The sequence below is a fragment of the Ruminococcus bovis genome, from assembly GCF_005601135.1.
GTDB classification, from domain to species: Bacteria; Bacillota; Clostridia; order Oscillospirales; family Acutalibacteraceae; genus Ruminococcoides; species Ruminococcoides bovis.
The window spans coordinates 533043-552637 of the sequence record NZ_CP039381.1 but is presented as its reverse complement, the minus strand read 5'-3'; the positions used below and the strand labels follow the sequence as shown (position 1 = coordinate 552637).

The 19595-nt window shown below is 31.9% G+C and carries 19 protein-coding genes and 1 pseudogene; 17 read left to right on the top strand and 3 right to left on the bottom strand.

Annotated elements, in window-relative coordinates:
* Positions 1-1243: 1243 nt before the first annotated feature.
* The 15 genes from E5Z56_RS02660 (at position 1244) to E5Z56_RS11630 (ending at position 12981) form a co-directional block, all read left to right on the top strand.
* Complete coding sequence (locus tag E5Z56_RS02660) at positions 1244-1552, top strand: hypothetical protein (protein WP_138156406.1); 309 nt, start codon at positions 1244-1246, stop codon at positions 1550-1552.
* A gap of 68 nt (positions 1553-1620) precedes the next feature.
* Positions 1621-1782, top strand: a complete 162-nt coding sequence (locus E5Z56_RS11645) for a hypothetical protein (RefSeq protein WP_175405355.1) — start codon at positions 1621-1623, stop codon at positions 1780-1782.
* A gap of 151 nt (positions 1783-1933) precedes the next feature.
* Positions 1934-2098 carry a hypothetical protein gene (locus E5Z56_RS11640; protein WP_175405354.1) on the top strand — a complete coding sequence of 55 codons (165 nt, stop codon included), beginning with the start codon at positions 1934-1936 and terminating at the stop codon, positions 2096-2098.
* 62 nt (positions 2099-2160) lie between these two features.
* Positions 2161-2328, top strand: coding sequence for a hypothetical protein (locus E5Z56_RS11635; RefSeq protein ID WP_175405353.1), 168 nt, complete (start codon positions 2161-2163; stop codon positions 2326-2328).
* A gap of 141 nt (positions 2329-2469) precedes the next feature.
* Positions 2470-2682 carry a hypothetical protein gene (locus E5Z56_RS02655; RefSeq protein ID WP_138156405.1) on the top strand — a complete coding sequence of 71 codons (213 nt, stop codon included), beginning with the start codon at positions 2470-2472 and terminating at the stop codon, positions 2680-2682.
* A 14-nt stretch (positions 2683-2696) separates the two neighbouring features.
* A complete protein-coding gene (locus E5Z56_RS02650; RefSeq protein WP_138156404.1) occupies positions 2697-3077 on the top strand; it encodes a hypothetical protein in 381 nt (126 codons plus the stop codon).
* Between the two features lie 349 nt (positions 3078-3426).
* Entirely contained in the window at positions 3427-4938 is a 1512-nt protein-coding gene (locus E5Z56_RS02645; protein ID WP_138156403.1) for an AMP-binding protein, read from the top strand.
* 11 nt (positions 4939-4949) lie between these two features.
* Positions 4950-5180: a phosphopantetheine-binding protein gene (locus E5Z56_RS02640; RefSeq protein WP_022505992.1), complete on the top strand. Its 231-nt coding sequence runs from the start codon at positions 4950-4952 to the stop codon at positions 5178-5180.
* 3 nt (positions 5181-5183) lie between these two features.
* Positions 5184-6755, top strand: coding sequence for an MBOAT family O-acyltransferase (locus E5Z56_RS02635; RefSeq protein WP_138156401.1), 1572 nt, complete (start codon positions 5184-5186; stop codon positions 6753-6755).
* A 10-nt stretch (positions 6756-6765) separates the two neighbouring features.
* A complete protein-coding gene (locus tag E5Z56_RS02630) occupies positions 6766-7848 on the top strand; it encodes a hypothetical protein (RefSeq protein ID WP_138156400.1) in 1083 nt (360 codons plus the stop codon).
* A gap of 218 nt (positions 7849-8066) precedes the next feature.
* On the top strand, positions 8067-8834 hold the full coding sequence (locus E5Z56_RS02625) for a methyltransferase domain-containing protein (RefSeq protein ID WP_138156399.1): 768 nt from the start codon (positions 8067-8069) through the stop codon (positions 8832-8834).
* Positions 8835-9476: 642 nt separating this feature from the next.
* Entirely contained in the window at positions 9477-11114 is a 1638-nt protein-coding gene (locus E5Z56_RS02620; protein ID WP_138156398.1) for an Ig-like domain-containing protein, read from the top strand.
* Between the two features lie 234 nt (positions 11115-11348).
* Positions 11349-11564: a hypothetical protein gene (locus tag E5Z56_RS02615; RefSeq protein WP_138156397.1), complete on the top strand. Its 216-nt coding sequence runs from the start codon at positions 11349-11351 to the stop codon at positions 11562-11564.
* 17 nt (positions 11565-11581) lie between these two features.
* Positions 11582-12760 (top strand): nucleotidyltransferase domain-containing protein, encoded by a 1179-nt coding sequence (locus E5Z56_RS02610; RefSeq protein ID WP_138156396.1) that lies wholly within the window; start codon positions 11582-11584, stop codon positions 12758-12760.
* Between the two features lie 80 nt (positions 12761-12840).
* Entirely contained in the window at positions 12841-12981 is a 141-nt protein-coding gene (locus E5Z56_RS11630; RefSeq protein WP_022505372.1) for a hypothetical protein, read from the top strand.
* 483 nt (positions 12982-13464) lie between these two features.
* Here the strand turns inward: E5Z56_RS11630 and E5Z56_RS12300 are convergent.
* The 3 genes and pseudogenes from E5Z56_RS12300 to E5Z56_RS02585 all read right to left on the bottom strand — a co-directional run bounded on the left by E5Z56_RS12300 (position 13465) and on the right by E5Z56_RS02585 (position 16916).
* Positions 13465-14437: pseudogene (locus E5Z56_RS12300) on the bottom strand (IS30 family transposase).
* Between the two features lie 852 nt (positions 14438-15289).
* Positions 15290-15781, bottom strand: a complete 492-nt coding sequence (locus tag E5Z56_RS02590) for a zinc-ribbon domain-containing protein (protein ID WP_138156394.1) — start codon at positions 15779-15781, stop codon at positions 15290-15292.
* A gap of 208 nt (positions 15782-15989) precedes the next feature.
* A complete protein-coding gene (locus tag E5Z56_RS02585) occupies positions 15990-16916 on the bottom strand; it encodes a zinc ribbon domain-containing protein (protein WP_138156393.1) in 927 nt (308 codons plus the stop codon).
* A 174-nt stretch (positions 16917-17090) separates the two neighbouring features.
* Between E5Z56_RS02585 and sfsA the strand changes: the two genes are divergently transcribed.
* Entirely contained in the window at positions 17091-17771 is a 681-nt protein-coding gene (gene sfsA, locus E5Z56_RS02580) for a DNA/RNA nuclease SfsA (RefSeq protein WP_138156392.1), read from the top strand.
* A gap of 10 nt (positions 17772-17781) precedes the next feature.
* Entirely contained in the window at positions 17782-18615 is an 834-nt protein-coding gene (locus E5Z56_RS02575; RefSeq protein WP_138156391.1) for a deoxyribonuclease IV, read from the top strand.
* Positions 18616-19595: the final 980 nt, after the last annotated feature.

Here is a 19595-nt window from a genome sequence, read left to right as displayed (position 1 = left end):
TTATATATCAATGGGCTCGAAGGCGAGCGTTAAGAAAACAGTCCGGTGGACTGTTTTTAGCGAGGGGATTTCATCATATACTTTAATTCTGATGTGTAATTTTCAAGTGTGGTAGGTAACTTCCTCTAAGCTATAGTAAGTTGGGGGAGTTAATATTATTTAGTTTTATTAGTTTAATAGTCTTATGTATTAGAGTAGCAATAGCTACTCTGTTTTTGTTTATCCCATAGAATCCAACTGGGCGAGAAGGCGAGTTTTTTAATTTGCATAGTTTTGTTTCCTATCAATAATATATCTAATTTAATGTTATTCTTTCCTATTATTGGACTGTTTTTAGCCAGGGGATTTCATCAGATACTTTAATTTAGATGTGTAATTCTCAAGCGTGGTAGATAACTTCCTCTAAGTTAGAGTAAGTTGGGGAGTTAATATTGACTCATTTTTTTAATCATATTTATCTTTTTGTGGGTAGCCTTTTGGTTGCTCATTTTTTCGTTTGTATTTCTTATTTATTTTTAAATGTGAATAGGGCAATATGCCAATATAGAGGATGATTTGCTCGGTCCAACGATGTTGGACCCTACAACTGTGAGCCATAGTTTTATTGTAATTTATTTTGTTGCTCGTTTTTTGTTTCTTTATTTTTTACCTATGGGCTGGTCGGCTGAGTTTTTCAATTTGCATATTATTGTTTTCTATCAATAATTTATCTAATTTAATGTTATTCTTTCCTATTATTGAACCTTTTTTAGCGAGTGGATTTCATCAGTTACTTTAATTCTGATGTGCAACTTTCAAGCGTGGTAGGTAACTTCCTCTAAGCTAAAGTAAGTTGGGGGAGTTCTATATGTTAGTGGCTATATTAATCAGGCTTTTTAATCATATTTATCCTTGCTTTGAGTAACCATTTGGTTGCTCTTTTTTCGTTTGTTTTTCTTATTTATTTTTATAAGTGAACATCAAAGAAAACGAGCTATGGCGAAGTTTGATTTGATAATATGAACTTTGCAAAAGTTTCATATAATAAATTATGCTGAAAAAATCTACACCTTTGAACCTTAATTTTATAAAACTTAAATTATTTTTTACTAAAAATTTTGATTTTTTGAGGTAAGTCCCATTTTTGGCATTGCGTTATTTTTTTAGAATGATAAAATATAGGTAAGATAATATTTATTTACTTTTCATAAATGTTTACATAAGCTGATTTTACATTATTTTCAACAGTAATTAAGGTGTTAGTATGTACGGTGAAATATTTAGAAAAATTGATGATTTGATTTTTAGTACTGATTTAGGAAAATATATTGAACTTGGTGCTATAGAAGACAATGAAAATGGACAAATACTCATTGATAAAATGGCTACTATTTATTTTGATTGGAGAAAACATTTAAATGAACAAGAAAAAGCACTGGCTAAGGAAATAAAGAAATTACTAGGGAATATAGACTATAGAAAGTACTTAATGTATTTAGAGTCAACTAATGTTGATAAACTTGAATTTATGATTTCTCATGATATATTGATTGATATAGATGATTTACTTTAGATATGTTTTATTGCTACATTAGGTATTAATAGAAATTTTGAATACTGAATTTGAGGATCGATGATTATATGAAAGTAAAATATATTGGTGAAATTAGCCACCCATTAGAACTTATTAACGGCAAGGTGTATGAGTGCCTAGGTAATGAAGATGGTATGTACAGAGTAATTGACGAAACTGACGAAGATTACTTATATCCTGAAGAGGAGTTTATTGTTGTTGAAGATTAAGTATTTAGGAGAAACCAACTTTTTAATGCTTACTCACAATAAAATATATGATGTAATATCTATTGAAAAAGATTGGTATAGAATTATTGATGACAGTGGTGAAGCCACCTGAGTTATTTGAAATTGTGAATCATAAAGGGTGAATAGTAATATGACAGGAAAATTTGATAAATTTGATAAGTGGTCATATCTTGACCGTAATTGTAATCGAAGAATAGAGCCTAATGCACCGGAAGAAATAAAGATTGAGGCTAAGAAGGCTGATGAAGAGTATTATAAGTTAACAGGTAGGCATATGCTGAAGATTGATTATTAAATAATTGCGACTATTGATTACATATAATTTGCAATTATTAATGTTTTGAATGAGGTATTATTATGACAGGAAAATTTAATAAGTTTTTAAAATGGACATATCGTGACTACGAATCTTGTTTTTTAGCAATTCGTGATGATGCACCGGAAGAAATAAAGATTGAGGCTAAAAAAGCTGATGAAGAGTATTATAAGTTAACCGGTAGGCATATGCTGAAGATTGATTATTAACTTTTTAATAATATTGATTGGTTTGAAGAAACCTAACAATTATATTTTTAATTTTTGGAAAATGCAACCAAAGAAGAAAAGTAGCAGAATGTGGGTTGCTTATAAAAGACAAAAGTTGAATGAAGTTAAAGGTGTATATCTATGGATAACAAAAGAAAAATTATTGATGATTTTCAAGTGTTTGAATATAGGGTAATTAGAGTTGAGTCAATTCCTGATATTATTTTTAATAAGGTGAAGATTAAGGGACAAATATATGAACTAGTCCCAACTTACGATATAGAAAATTGTGTTGCATTTGAATATGATGGCGATGATACTTTCCAAAATTGTGAAGTAGAATTTATACGATAAAAGTAGGCAATTTTATGACAACAAATAAAGAACTTTTTTATTGGATGAAGAATCCTAATTGGTACACTTGTGATGAAGACGGAGAAAATGTAAAGCTAAAAGATAATGTACCGAAAAAAGTAAGAAAAAGCTATGAAATGTGGAAAACTACAGAAGAATATTACATAGCTATGGATGAATTTTGTGAGGCTAAAGAAAAATTTTATAAAGCCAGAGATGAATTTTATAAGACTACTGAAAAATCATATAAAGTTAGAGAAAAATTTTATAAAATAAAAAAAGATTTTTATAAAGCTAGGGAAAATTTTTATAAAGCAAGAGAAAAATCTAATAAAGCCACAGAAGAATATTATTCTGATGAAAGAAACCTAATGAATGATGAGTCTGATAAATAATGTACTTTTAGTGATGTTAACCATCTTAAAAAAACAAAATCCTCTACTAACTATTAACTTAGTTTGGTAGGGGAAATTTTTTTGAAAAAAATTCAAATTAATGCAACTTTTTTGCAACTTGAATCGTTTTATATATGTATAGAGAAACTTTGTACTGTATAGATTTTATTCAATATTTCAGTACAATTGATGGTGATAAATTTATAATATTCTATGTTTTATAACAATATTGTAAGATAAGGTTATTTTTCAACCAATTTTATTGACATATTTTGTTTTTTAAAATAAAATAAGTTAAGGTAACGAGAGGTTTATAAGTGGAATGTTGTAAATTTTATGGAGGAACATAATGAAAAATGTGTTAGAATTTTTTGAACATACAGTTGAAAAATTTCCTAATAAAGTGGGCTTTACTGATGAAAACAGATGTTCTACTTTTTCAGAAGCTATGGAAAAGTCAAAGAAAATCGGTACTTCACTTTTGCAGTATGGCAACAGAAAAGCAGTAGCTATTTTAATTGATAAAAACTGCAACTGTATCCACAGTATGCTGGGTACACTTTATGCCGGAGATTTTTATATTGTTGTGGATGTTCATTCACCAAAGGATAGAATTATAAACATTCTTTCTTCACTTGATGAACCTATTATTTTAACCGATAATTCTTCTTTACAGTTGGCTAAAGAGGTTAGCAGTAATGAAACAATAGTTGTCTATGAAGAGGCTATTGAAACTACTGTTGATATTGATGGTCTTGATAGTGTTAGAAGTGATATGATTGATATGGATATTGCTTATATCCTATTTACAAGTGGTTCAACAGGTATGCCTAAAGGCACTGTAATCAGCCACAGAGCCTTGATTAGCTATATCAATTGGGTAACTGAAGAATTTAAGTTTGATGAAAATACTTCATTTGGTAGCCAAACACCACTATATTTTAGTATGTCAGTTACCGACTTTTATTCTACAGTTAAGTGTGGTTGTACTTACAACATTATTCCAAAGAAATATTTTTCTTTCCCACTAAATCTTGTGAATTACTTAAATGAAAAGAAAGTCAATACAATTTATTGGGTACCTACTGCAATTTCAATTCTTTCTAACTGGAAGGTATTTGATGTTGCAAAGCCTGAATATCTTAAAACTGTACTTTTTGCCGGTGAGGTTATGCCAACAAAACAACTTAACTACTGGATAAAAAGTCTTGATGATGATATTACATATGCAAACCTATTTGGCCCAACAGAAACAACAGATATTTGTACTTTCTACAGAGTAAATAGGGAATTTGCAGATGATGAAAGTTTGCCAATCGGTATTCATTGTGATAACTGTCAGGTGTTTATTGTTAAAGAAGATGGCACAGAGGCCGGTGTTGATGAAGAAGGTGAGCTTTATGCTCGTACAACCTTTATGGCTGAGGGTTACTACGGTAATCCTGAAAAAACTGCTGAGGCTTTTGTACAAAATCCACTTAACAAGTATTACCCTGAAAGAGTATACAAAACCGGTGACATTGTTAAGATGAACGTTAAAGGTGAGATTATATACATTTCTCGTAAAGATTTTCAGATTAAGAGAAGTGGTTACAGAATCGAACTTGGAGAAATTGAAGCCGGTGCAAACAGTGTTGACGGTGTTAAGGGTTGTGCTTGTATTTTTAACAAAGAGGACAACTGCTTGGCACTTGTTTATGAAGGAAAATCAAAAGATAGTGACAAGGTTATGGATGCAGTAAGGAACAAAGTTCCATCATATATGTATCCTGACAAAATAATCAGAGTCAAGGAACTTCCTAAAAATGCTAACGGAAAAATTGACAGAAACTATCTTACTAAAAATTATAAAGAACTTTAAGGAGAATTATTATGGAAACAGTACTAGAAATTTTAGCAAAAGTAAAACCAAATGTAGATTTTAAGAATGCAACTGCTATTGTTGATGACGGACTGCTTGACTCAATGGATATTGTTATGCTTGTTGGTGAGCTTAACGATGAATTTGACATTGAAATTCAGGTAACAGACCTTGTACCTGAAAACTTCAATACAGTTGATGCTATTGTAAAAATGGTAGAAAGACTAGAGGATGAAGACTAATATATGGAAATTACATCACTTGTCTTTTTAGCATTTGTTGGTGTAACTTTTATTGTATATTACTTAATTCCTAAAAAGTATCAATGGGTAGTGTTGCTTAGTGCATCACTACTTTTCTTTGTTACTTCAAGTGCATTGCTAACCTTATATATGCTATTCACTACGGCAGTAATATTTTTTGGTGCAAAGGGAATACAAAAGTACAAAGATGAATTTGCTAAAAAGAAAAAAGAACTTCCAAAACCTGAACGAAAAGTACTGAAAGAACAACTAAAGAAAAAGCAGAAGAAAATTCTGATTCTTTGTGTTGCAGTTGTAATTGCAGTTTTGGTTTTGACAAAGTACTGCAACTTCCTTGGTGGTATTGTCAACGGAATTGCAAGTATCTTTACTTCAACAGATTTATTACCTAAGTTTAATATTCTGTTGCCACTTGGTATTTCTTACTACACACTAATGTCTGTCAGTTACATTACCGATGTATATAGAGGTACTATTAAGGCAGAAGTTAACCCACTAAGGGTGCTACTGTTTGTTTGTTATTTTCCACATATTGTAGAAGGTCCTTTCGACAGATACGGAGACCTTGACAGACAGTTTAGAACACCTCATAAGTTTGATTATGACAAGATAAGACATGGTGCTATTCTTGTAATGTACGGTTGTTTTAAGAAACTTGTAATTGCCGACAGAATAGGATTTTTCTTACCTAAAACATTTGCAAAGATAGATAACTATTCCGGTACAGCAGTATTTATCGGTATGGTACTATATACATTTCAGCTATATGCAGACTTTTCAGGTTGTATTGATATTATCAGTGGTGTATCTGAAATGTTTGGCATTAAGGTTGCAGAGAACTTTAAGCAACCATTCTTCTCAAAGTCTATTGATGAATTCTGGAGAAGATGGCATATTTCATTAGGTGCATGGCTAAAGGAATATGTGTTCTATCCTGTCAGCCTTTCAGGTCACTTTAAGAAGGTAAATACCTTTACAAAGAAACACATCAAAAGTCAGCATATTGTTGGATTTATCACAATAGCCTATACTTTATTCTTTGTATGGTTCTGTAACGGTTTGTGGCATGGTGCAAGTTGGTTATATATTGTTTATGGACTTTACTATTATGTACTGATGATGCTAGGTAAATTTACCGAACCTTATACAGATAAATTGGCTAAGAAGCTACATATTAATAAAGAAAGCAAAGGCTATTCGGTATTTCAGGTTGCAAGAACAGTTGTTATTGTAAATGTTGGTATGCTACTGTTTAGAAGTAGCACACTTGTTGAATTTGGCAAACTATTTGGCAAAATGTTTACTTCAATCAACTTTATGGATTTTTGTTCAATTATAAAATTCCAAGATGGTGTTGTACTAGCCGTTGGGTTTGTGGTTATGTTACTGGTTGGCATTATTAAGGAAAAGGGCATTGATATTCGTATGTGGCTGATTGAACATAACTTTGTTATTAGATGGCTTGTTTATTACTTCTTGTTGTTCTCAACTATTATCCTTGGTGCTTATGGTGTCGGATATGGTGGAGCTGCAGCAATTTATGCACAGTTTTAGGAGATAGGTTATGAAGAAAAATTGTTGTATAATTATTAGAAGTATTTGCTTTATGCTAATATTTGTTGGATTGCTTTATTATTTTTCTTATGTATTAACAGTAAGAAATGTAGAGAGGTATCCTGTTAGAAATGCATTTTGGCAGACTTATGATGCTGAAGAGGACAACTCTATTGACGCTTTGTTTGTTGGTGACTCATCAATCTTTCATTCAATAAATCCTATGCAGATTTGGAGAGATAAGAAGATTACTACATACAACCTAAGCTATGCAGTTATGAAACCACAAGAGGCTTATTTTGACCTAAAGAGAGCTTTCAAAACACAGTCACCTAAGACAGTATTTGTTGAAAGTCAGTTTATGGTTGAAACCGAAAGTGATGGCTTTGACTATTTTACAGATAATACAAAGGAAATTGCAGGTTTTATAAATGACCAAATCGGTGGTACTTTGGATAATCTTTTCCCAATTATGAAGTACAAAAAGTCTTGGAAAAATTTAACCTTTAGTGACTTTGTTACAAATCATCCAAACAAAATTCGCAGTATTTATAAAGGCTATAACCTTACTATGAAAACTGTTTCATACAACGGTACACATGGCAAGAAAAGCAAAGACAGAGCTTGTTTTGCTGATGAAGGTGAGATTTACTTTAAGAAAATTTATAACCTTTGTAAGAGAAATAATTGCAATGTTGTTCTTCTGAATATGCCTCAGGGTAATGCTTGGAACAAAAATATGCACAACCTTGTTGCTAAATTAGCAAAGGAATATAACATAAAGTATTATGACTTTGATATGAATTTAAATAAATGGTTGCCTAACTTTTCTTGGAAAACCGATACAAGAGATGCAGGTCATCATTTAAACTATAGTGGTGCTAAAAAAGTAACCGGTTTGATGGAAAAATATATGGTAGAAGATTTAGGCTTTAAACCATCAAAAGTTTCCGAAAGTGTCAGAAAACAATGGAATAGAGATGTAAATGACTTTTATCAGGTTGCAGATTTCTTGAAAGCAAGGGAAATGACTAAGGATAATCCCGAATTCCCCGAACCGTTGAAACCTGACTTTTTACCACCAAAGTTTTAATTTGTGCAAGTGGCAGTATGTACTGTCACTTGTTTTTTTATATTTAGGGGAGTATTATGTAGGTGTGATTTTTATATTGCATAACTTTTGGTGTAATATAGAAATTAGTCTGATTTATATTAAAATCATTATATGGTGATGTAGAGAATACTATTTCCCATAAAATGTAAAATAATTTACAGCAGTACTATTGTGATAGTTGAAATGGAGATGTTATTATGAAGAATGACTGGAATTCTAATCAATATATGAAGTTTGGGAAAGAGAGAACACAACCTTCCCTTGACCTTATAAGCAGAGTTAAAGACTTAGAGCCAAGTAATATTCTTGATATTGGTTGTGGTCCGGGAAACAGTACCTTTGCTTTGTATGAGAACTTTCCTAATGCAAAAATTGTGGGTGTGGATTCTTCCGAAAATATGCTGGAAAAAGCTAAGGAAAAGTATCCTAATTTAAGTTTCAAGAAGTGCAATGTACCTGACGGTTTAGGTGAAGAAAGCTATGACCTTATCTTTTCTAATGCTTGTTTTCAATGGATTCCCAATCATAAAAATTTGATTACAAAAGTATTTGAAAAGCTAAATAAGGGTGGTGTTCTGGCAGTACAAATTCCATTAACACAAGAAGCACCATTCTACAAAACCCTATATAAAATGGTGGAGGAAGAAAGGTGGAATAAACTTTCTTCAATTAAAAATTTCCACAACCTAATGCCTAATGAGTATTACGATTTGTTTACAACTCTTGATTGTGACTTTCAAATTTGGCAAACTACTTACTATCATATTGTAAATTCGCAGGAAGGTGTAATTGAATGGTACAAGGGTAGTGGACTGAGACCATACCTTGAAATGTTAGAAAATGATGAAAAAGCAGAATTTTTATCTGTGTTGCAGACAAAATTAGAAAAGCTATTCCCAACACAAAAAGACGGCAAAGTAATATTAAAGATGCCTAGACTGTTCTTTACTTTGCAAAAAAGATGATTGATTTTGAAAAGTCCGACTATATAGTTGGGCTTTTTTAGTAGGAAATGTGATATTATTGTCAATTTGACTAATATAATATTTAATTGTGTTTATATAAAATGACTAATTAACACCTTGATAAATAGTTAACATTGTTAATAAATTATTTCTAAGTGTAAAACTGTAGTGAAAATGACTAATGTTTTGTGCAATATGCTAAATGAAATACAACATTATAGTGAATAATGATGAAAACCTTTTGTGCAATATGCTTAATTATGAACAGAATATTAATATAATATTCATAAGTTATTAAAAAAAATTGTATAAAAAGTAATAATTGAAGGAAAAAAGCCTTGCATTATCTGTGCAATAATGATAGAATATAAACATCTTAAGAGAGCAAAAACTCTCATAAAACTTCAAAAAGCTTTTTCCAATCTTTTGTATTGTTTTGTTATATTTCATAATGTTCTTTTTTCTGGGAAGACCCTCTCATCTTATGAGAGGGCTTTTTCCTTTTGTCCAAAATCTGCAAAATCAAAATTTCCTATATTATCTGAAATTATTAATTAATATTAATAATTTTGTTACACTTTTGTTATTATATGTGGTATAATTGTATGTAAGAGTGAATTTTTATTTATAGGGAGGATTTTGATGAAAAAATTATTATGCGTTATTATGACAGTAGTTTTGTTTGCTACTACTATTGCTACAGTTTGTGGTGCAACACTAGGTCAGCAAAGTGATGAATTTGCCGAACCACTAAACTCTTGGCGTTACAAGAACGGTTTGCCACTTAGAGGTATTGAAAGTGTTGGTGCATCAAACAGTAGAAATGCTTGGAAGAGAACTTCCAAAGGCTTTGTAAATAACTACGGTCAGGTTATTCAGGGAGCTACTATGAAAGGTATTGATGTGTCACAATGGAACGGTAACATTAATTGGGCAAAGGTAGCTAAAAGTGATGTTGACTATGCTATTATTCGTGTTGGTTATGGTGATAATGTTAAAGATGAAAATGGTGTTTATTACCAAGACGATACATACTTTAAAAAGAATGTTCAGGGTTGTATTGACAACAAAATTCCTTTTGGTGTGTATATTTATTCCTATGCAGTAAATACAACAATGGCTAAATCTGAGGCTAACCATGTACTTCGTTTAATAAATGGTCTAAAGCTTGATTTTCCTGTTTATTTTGATATGGAAGACAATAGCCAGTTAAACGGTACTAACAGTGCTACAAGAGGTGCAATTGCCAAAACTTTCTGTAATGCAATTACTGCTAAGGGCTACAAGGTAGGTATCTATGCCAACCTTAACTGGTGGAATAACTACCTAACAGATAAAGCGTTTAATAATTCAAAGTGGTATAAGTGGGTTGCACAGTATAACTCACAATGTGACTACAAAGGTACTTATCAGATGTGGCAGTCAACAAGTAGTGGTGTTATTGACGGTGTAAGCAGTGCTTGTGGTACTTTTGACTTTAACTTTTGGTTTGGCAAAACTATCACTTCATCATACAGTCAGCCGGTAAAACTAAGCAACACTAACTATACATTTAAGTATTACGGTGAAGACCTTAGCAAAAAGCTAACTGCTACTGTATACACAACAGATAAAGAAAAAGGTGTTAACTGGAGTAGCAGTAATAAAGATGTAGCTACTGTTGATTCTAACGGTAAGGTAGTGGCAAAGGGTCAAGGTACTTGTTATATTACTGCCAGAGCAAAATTTGACACTACAAAACTTGCAAGATGTAAGGTAAAGGTTCAGCAGATGGTTACTGATGTTAAGTCAAGTAAAAATATTGTCAGCCTTGAAAAACCCGGTTCAAGTTATACTCTAAAGGCTACCTGTACACCTACTAATGCTGATGATAAAAGTGTTAAGTGGGAAAGCTCAAATACTTTGGTAGCAACAGTAAATGCAGTTGGTAAAATCTTAGCAAAGAAAAAGGGTTCTTGTACTGTTACTGCTACAACAAATGACGGTACTAAGCTAACAACTGCTTGTAAGGTAACTGTTAAGAAACAGACTGTTACTAAAGTTGCACTAAGCAAAAAGTCAGTTGCACTTAATAGAGGTAAAAAGCTAACTCTAAAGGCTACTTGTACACCAACAAATGCATATAATAAAAAGGTAACTTGGAGTACAAATAACAAGAATGTTGCAGTTGTAAACTCTAAGGGTAAAGTAACTGCTAAGAGAAAGGGTACTTGTTATATTACTGCTACTGCAAAGGATGGTAGCAAAAAATATGCAAGATGTAGAGTAGTTGTAAAATAAAAAGGTGGCAAAATTACTTTGACGGTATATTATGTACTAGGGATTATTCCCTATCAACACCATCAATAGTAATAAAAGAAAAGAAGATTACCAACTAAAACTACCATTTATTATACCTCCAAAATCAACGGCTCTTGCTTATTATTTTTTAATAGGCAAGAGCTTTTTCTACATTTATCTTGTTGCAAATATGTTAAAAATATGTTATTGTTTAGGTCAGAGGAGATGGCATTTATGAAGAAAAATAAAGTTATAGCAATTATCGGTGTATTCTTTTCAGCAGTAGCACTGGTTGCTTCTATAGTTGAACTTTGGTACTGTGTTGTACATAATATTAATTTTTTGATTATGCCAATTCTTCTGGTTGCAGTTATGGTAGTTGTACTGGTTGCTAATATTGTAAACTTAGTGAGAATTAATAAATACAACAAGAAGTTTTCTAAAAAATAATTAAAGTAAGGGATAGTATGGACTTTTATCTACAGTATGGTAATTATTTATCAAGCATCTTACAATCACTTATAAAGAACAAAAAACCTGCCCAACCTAATTTTCAGATTGATTGGAGCAAGTTTTTTCACTTTTGTATGCATCATAAGGTTGCCAATATGGTGTATCTATCAATTAAAGATTTTAATGTGCCAAAAGAAGTTTTAAGTAAATTTAAGGATGTTTACAGCAAACTTACCTTTATTGAGGCTAAGCAAGAAATTTATTCCGATATGGTTTATTCTGCTTTTGAGGATAATGAAGTTTCTTTCTTACCGGTTAAGGGAATTTTGATTAAAAAGCTATATCCTGTAGAAAATTACCGTAGTAGTGGGGACATTGATATTCTTATTAAAAACAGTGACTTTGAAAAGTCCTGTAAAGTCCTTGAAAGCCTAGGCTACAAAACTTTTGAAAAGCCTAATAAGGGCAATGACTATCATATAAGCTATGAGAAAAATTCAGTACATATTGAGCTACATTCTTCTTTAGCTCCTAAGGACTCTAATTTTTATGACTATTTTAACAAGTCATTTCATAGGGCATATTTAAAGGAAAATTCAAAGTTTCATTATCTTTTAAATAATGAAGATTTCTATATTTATACTCTTTACCATCTGTATAAACACTTTGTTAAGGGTGGGGTAGGTGTTAGATATTTTCTTGATATGTACCTTTTAAATAAGAAAATGACCTTTGATAATACCTACCTAAACAGTGAACTGAAAAAGTTAGGACTGTTTGACTTTAACAAAACGGTAAAAGAACTTTCTCAGGTGTTTTTTGAAGATAAAAGTCAAGATAATAGGCTTATGGAACTTTCAAGATTTGTGTATATCAGTGGTGCTCACGGTGAACAAACATTCTTTGCAATGTCAATGATTTCACCTAAAGACACCAAGAAAAAAGGTTTTTACTTTACCAACAAAATCAAGTTTTTTTGTGATGCATGGTTTATCGGTTATGATGCAATGAAAGAAAGATATAAGGTGCTTGTTAATCACAAATGGCTACTTCCGTTTTGCTACATTCACAAAGGCTTTTATACTTTAATCAAAAAGCCCAAGGCAATTGTTCGTGAAAAAAATCAGATTGCCAATATGAACAAAGATGTTAAGAACTACATTGACTCAATAAATAAGATGGCAGGAATTTAAGAAAATTTTCTGCCTAAAAGTAAACACATTTTTCTGCTTTCCTAATAATATATAATGTAAACGGAAAGGAGGAAACCCAAATGTGTAACTGTTTTGGCAATGGAAATTGTTGCTGGATTATTCTTTTAATCATCATCTGCTGTGGCTTCTGTGGTGGTAACGGCAATTGTGGCAACTCAAATGATTGTGGCTGTGGTTGTAACGGTGGCTGTGGTTGCTAAAACCATAAATCGTAACCCTGTAACAATATAGATTTTTTTAATTTTTAATTTTTAAATTTATAATTCGTAGATTTATAGCCCAAAGATAATTTATAAATTGTAATTCGTAGTTGATTTATAAATTTCAATTCGTAGATTTTTAATTTAAAGATAATCCCTGATTGTCTTCTAAAAAAGCCTCACCGTAATAATGGTGAGTCTTTTGCCTTTTATTCCTATGTGTTTTTTCACTTTTGCTTGTAAAATAATGTGAGTTAGGTGAATTTGGGTTTGTGGGGATGTTTATGTAGTGTGGGTTAATTAGATAGTAACAGATTAATTCATCTAATTAATAGCTTTTTCCCTCCTTCAGTCATTCTTTAAAAGGTGAATTGCTCTGCAATTCACGAATGACAGCTTCCTCGTCTGAGGAAGCCAAACACAATATGTACAAATTTGTAAGTTTGTACACAAAAAAAGAAATTATACAGACCTTGTTGCCTCTTAGATTGTCAAACCAAGTGCAACACTTTGATTAAAATAGTCAATAGGTGAAAGAAGGTCTAAACATTTTCTAGGTCTATTATTGATTTTATCAAGGACTGCATCAAGTTGTGCTCTTGTGACTTTTCTGAAATCAGTACCTCTTGGAAAGAAAAATCTTAATAGTCCATTGATATTTTCATTTGAACCTCGTTGCCAAGGAGCATGAACATCTGCAAAATATATTTCTAAATCTAAATCTTTTTCAATATCAGCATATCCGTTAAATTCAGAACCATTATCTAAAGTTAATGTAAGTGGCTTGATTTTTAAAGAAGCTTTTCAAAAGCTTCTCTAAAAGCTGAATTAATTGATGAAATAGATTTATCTTTACAGGTAGCAGCTACAAGAAATCTTGATTTTCTATCAATAGCAGTAACAAGATAGCCTTTTCCAACTGAACCGTAAATTGTATCTCCCTCATAATCACCAAATCTTCCTCTCTCATCAATTACAGAATCACGATTATGAATTGATTTTTCAGAATGTTTAGTGTAGGTCTTACGCTCAGTTCTGTAAGGTTTTCCTCTTCTTCTAAGATGTGATGCAGGTGAAATACCCGGGAATAATTTGGAACGAATTGCACGATAAATAGAAGAAAAAGAAATCTTTATATTATGATTTAAATTCCATTTATCGGCTATTATTTCGGTTACCAAAAGGAATGTAATTTATTAAATACATAATTATATATATCTGTGTATATGAGTAAATTATTTTTTCTATGACAATCCTTTCTTCTTACTAAATATTTTACATGTGCGCCCCAAGAATGATAGTGTTTGCGTTTTTTACTAAAATTCCGTTTTAATTCTCTGCTGATTGTAGAAGGACTTCGTTCAAGTATTTTTGCAATTTTTCTTATGCTATATCCTTTTTCGTAAAATTCTTGTAGACATTCTCTTTCAATTAGTGTAAGATGTGTATATGACAATATGATTACCTCCGTATTATGTTTGGTGTTGCAACTACATTTTACACGTTGGTTTTCATATTGTCTATTTTTTTAGTGTTGCACTTGTTATTATAATCTACCCCTCCCTCGCTGAGGGAGGTGGCTTTGCGTATGCAAAGACGGAAGGAGTGGTTGGAATTGTAAATTCATTTACAATTCCATATTATCTGAAACTTTCCTTTATTTCTAACTATTAAATATAACAAGAATTATGAGTTACACTGTAGGGGCGAACATTGTTCGCCCGTTACAAACTATCCTAAATAAAGGTATTATGCCCTATGCTGATATTATAAATTTATTGTCTGCAAACAGGACAAAAATCCCATAGGTATCACACTTTTTAACGGGCGAACGGTGTTCGCCCCTACGACCGTAAGCCAAAAGTTTGTTGTTATTTTGTCCTATGTAGTTACCTTGAATTTGTACATATTCGCCAGTCGCCCTTGTGTAAAGGGAGATGTTTTGCGTATGCAAAACAGAGGGATTGTCACGGTAGATTGTGTTCTCTATATAAAATTTGTACGATTAGATAAAAGTCATCTATCGAATAAAATTGATATAGCAAAAAGTATGTACCATAACAATCCCTCAGTCGCTCTTTAAAAGTAAATTGTCATTCTTCCAATTTACGAGCGACAGCTCCCTTTACACAAGGGAGCCTTATTTGCTAAAATTTAACACTTTATATCTAGCCCCACAAACCCAAATTTATAATACTAAGATAGCTACAATTTTTATTACAACTATACAAACCAAAGGATATACAACAAATAAAAATGGGAGTGCAACAATGCACTCCCATATGGATAGAAAAACTTTTAATACAAATTATTTAAAAATCTGAATATCGCCGATTAGAGGAAGACCTTTCATCTTACCCTGACAAGCATTAACAATACCCAAAATCATAAATACAAATGCAACGATTGAAACAGCAGAGTTAAGCACTGTACCAACATAAGGGATAAAAGAAAGGAAACCACCGATTACTGATGCGATAAATAGGATTAAACCTTGACCTAGGTGGAAACGAACAAACTTGTTCTTGTTTGCTGCAATTGCAGGAATAATAAGTAGAAAACCAAGGTAAGCAAGAACTGCCATAACCTTGCCGTCATTGATTTCCTGTTCACTAACACCATCAGCATTTACATTCTGCTGATTTGGGTTATAGTTGTTTTGGTTAGCATACTGTACATTCTGCTGATTTGGTGTGTAATTGTTCTGCTGAACATTCTGCTGATTTTCTACAGGTGCACCACATTCGCCACAGAAAGTAGCGTTGTCCTGAAGATTAGCACCACAGTTTTTACATTTCATAATGTGTCCTCCATATTCTTTTTTCTAAGAAAATAATTACTTGTAAATAATTACTGATTAAGTATATCACAGAATTCGACATATTACAAGGGAAATGTTAATAAATTCACAAATGCACAAAATATGTACTAATGTTTATTTTATAATTACCAAAAGTACTAACAAAAAAGAGAGCCGATAAAGACTCTCTAAATTGAAACTTGTTATGTTACATTAAGTTTGATAAACCACTAAACATACTTAAAATGCTTGATGCAGTAGTGATTGAGTACATAATAGCAGTTACTGCTTTATATACTAAGTAAGGGCATAGAATTGCAAGTGCATCAAACCAGAATGAATTTTGGTACTTGCTACCTTCAACAACCTTGTTGATTAGTTTTAGGAATAGTACAAAGAACATAATGTTTGAAGCAAGTTCAACATTGTAAGCAAGACCACTGTTAACAAATGTAACCAAACAGTTAGCTACAGTAGCCAGGATAACCGGTAGAAAAGCACCGGCAGTACCGTTAAGTGCATTTATGTAAGTAACCTTATCATTCTTTGCCATCTTAGCATAGATAAACAGTGCAGTAGCAAAAGCAAAGAACATTGCACCGATTGTTACGAAGCCACTTAGTGTATAAGCAAACTTGCCTGAATAATAATCAAGGGATGAGAATAGTCCCTTTAAAGCACCGAAAACAACTGCTACAACTGCAAACACTAACCACATATGGTTCTTTTCTGTTAGTAGTGTTGTTGGCTTTTCAATGTAACCTTTCTTGAAGAAATCTAGGAATACATCCTTAGCACTGTTAAACCAAGTTAGAATAGGTGATGGTTCAGCCATTACATTCTGTTGTGGCATTGGGTTGCCATAAGGAACATTCTGATTAGGCATACCGTTGAACTGAGGGTTACGGTTAGGTGCTTGATTGAACTGTGGGTTTTGGTTAAACTGTGGTTGCTGGTTTGGCATACCGTTATTAACCTGTGGATTTTGGTTAACCTGTGGGTTCTGATTTGGAACTTGGTTAGCCTGTTGAACATTTGGGTTAGGGTTCTGCTGTGGCTGTTCAATTTTGTTACCACAATTTGTGCAGAAAGTTGCGTTATCAGGAATATCCTGACCACATTTGTTACATTTCATAATCTTCCTCCATAATGTCTTGTGTCATAATTTGACGAATTATTAACAATTAATATTATACCATACAAAACTCTACAAAACAATTATTATATTGTACAAACTAAGAAAACTTTGCATATTATATATTATTGAAAAAGTTACTGATTTATAATATAATTTTTATGAGGTAATAATATGAAATATAACAGAATTTTTAAAGGAACTTTCCTTAAACGACCTAATAGGTTTATTGCATATGTAAACATAAATGGCAATGAAGAAGTTGTCCATGTTAAGAATACCGGCAGATGTAGGGAACTTTTAACTAATAATGCAACTGTACTTTGTGAGAAAAGCGACAACCCTAACCGTAAAACTCAGTATGACCTTGTGGCAGTTTATAAGGGTGACAGACTTATTAATATGGACAGTCAAGCCCCTAACAAGGTGTTTTATGAGTATTTGCAAAGTGGCAAATTTAGGGATAATCTAACTTACATAAAACCTGAATATAAATATGGTTCATCAAGGATTGACTTCTATTGTGAAAGTAATGAAGAAAAATTTTTAATAGAGGTTAAGGGTGTTACCCTTGAGAATGATGGTGTTGTATCTTTTCCCGATGCACCTACAGAAAGAGGAATTAAGCACATTGAAGAACTGATTAAAGCTAAAGAACAAGGCTATAATACAGTAATAGCATTTGTTATTCAGATGGATAATGTAAAGTACTTTACACCTAATAATGTGACACATAAGGCTTTTGGTGATGCACTTATTAAAGCCTATAACTGTGGTGTTGAGATTTTATGTTTAGATTGTAATGTAACAGAAGAGTCACTTAAAATAAAAGACAAAGTTGATTATAAATTATAAGGAGAAAATTATGCTAAATATAGGAGCACATTTATCAATATCAAAAGGAATTTTAGCTTGTGGCAAAGAGGCTACTTCAATCGGTGCAAATACATTTCAATTTTTCACCAGAAACCCAAGAGGTGGCAAGGCTAAAGAAATTGATTCTAAAGATACAAACGCTTTGCTTGAATATATGAAAGAAAATAACTTTTCAAAAATTTTAGCCCATGCACCATATACCCTTAATCCTTGTTCAAAAACCGAAAAGACTAGGGAATTCGCCCTTGAGACAATGAAAGATGATTTAAGAAGAATGGAGTATCTGCCAAACAACTTATATAACTTTCATCCCGGCAGTCATGTAGGACAAGGCATAGAAAAGGGAATAGAGCTTATTGTAAATCAACTGAATGAAGTTTTGTTTGAAGATATGACTACAACAGTGTTATTAGAAACTATGGCAGGTAAAGGTACAGAGGTAGGCTCAAAATTTCAGGAATTAAAAGAAATACTTGATGGTGTTACCCTTAATGAAAAGATGGGTGTTTGCTTAGACACTTGCCATGTATTTGACGGTGGCTATGATATTAAAGACAATTTGGAAGATGTGCTGGAAGAATTTGATAAGATTATCGGTATTCATAAGCTAAAGGCCATCCACCTAAACGACAGTAAAAATTTCTTAGGTTGCCACAAAGACCGTCACGAAAAAATCGGTGAAGGTGGTATCGGCTTAGATGCCCTAGTTGGTGTTATCAATCACCCTAAGCTAAAGGACTTGCCTTTCTTCCTAGAAACACCAAATGATTTAGACGGCTATAAATCAGAAATCACCTTGCTAAGAGAAAATTATAAATTTTAGTTTTTCATTTTCTATTTTGTCTGTGGGTAAAGGTTAGTTCGATAAATTAGGGTTTGTGGTGCTATTTGATAGTTTCAGTTAATATGGAATTGTAAATGAATTTACAATTCCAATCACTCCTTCCGTCACCATTCGGTGACACCTCCCTCAGCGAGGGAGGCAGACACAGTTTGTACAAATCTAAAAAACTAGTACACAAATTTTTTAAATAGTACAGACTAATAAATAATTAAAAATTATAGTAAAGACAAAGGCTCCCTCGCTGAGGGAGCTGTCGATTGTAAATTGACGGTACGGCAATTTACCTTTTATAAATCGACTGAAGGAGTGATTGATATTTTAAACTTGTTTAAAATATCATCATAGCTGAAACTTTCCTCTATTTCTAACTATAAAATATAAGAAAAATTATGAGTTACAGGTGTAGGGGACATCATTGATGTCCCGTTACAAACTAGCCTTTATATAGGTACTTTGCCCTATATGGTAAGTTATAATTTTTAGTTTCTGCATAGGACTAAGTTACATAAAACATTTTACTATTAAACGGGCGAACAATGTTCGCCCCTACGACTGTGAGCCATAATATGATATAAAAATCGGTACTGTTTATGCTACATAATATTGTTATATTATTAATTGTGCAATACCTTGGTATACAAGAGAGAAATGACATAGTATACACTTTTTAGTATTTAAACATCACCACAAACCCAAATTTGTAGAACTGATTAACCTTAGCCTACAATCAAAATAAAAAAACTAATTTATGAAACTTATCTTGACCTAAAATCAAAATTAAAAACCTTAAAGCAAAATAGCTTAGAATTTATCTAGGCTATTTTTTTATTTTATATAAAATGTCGAAAGGTGTAGAATTGTGAAATTTTATGGGGAAAGATTTAACATAACTTAACAAAAATAAATTTACATTTAACTTTTCCTAGATTTTTGATTTAACAAAGTAATAGTAAGATAAA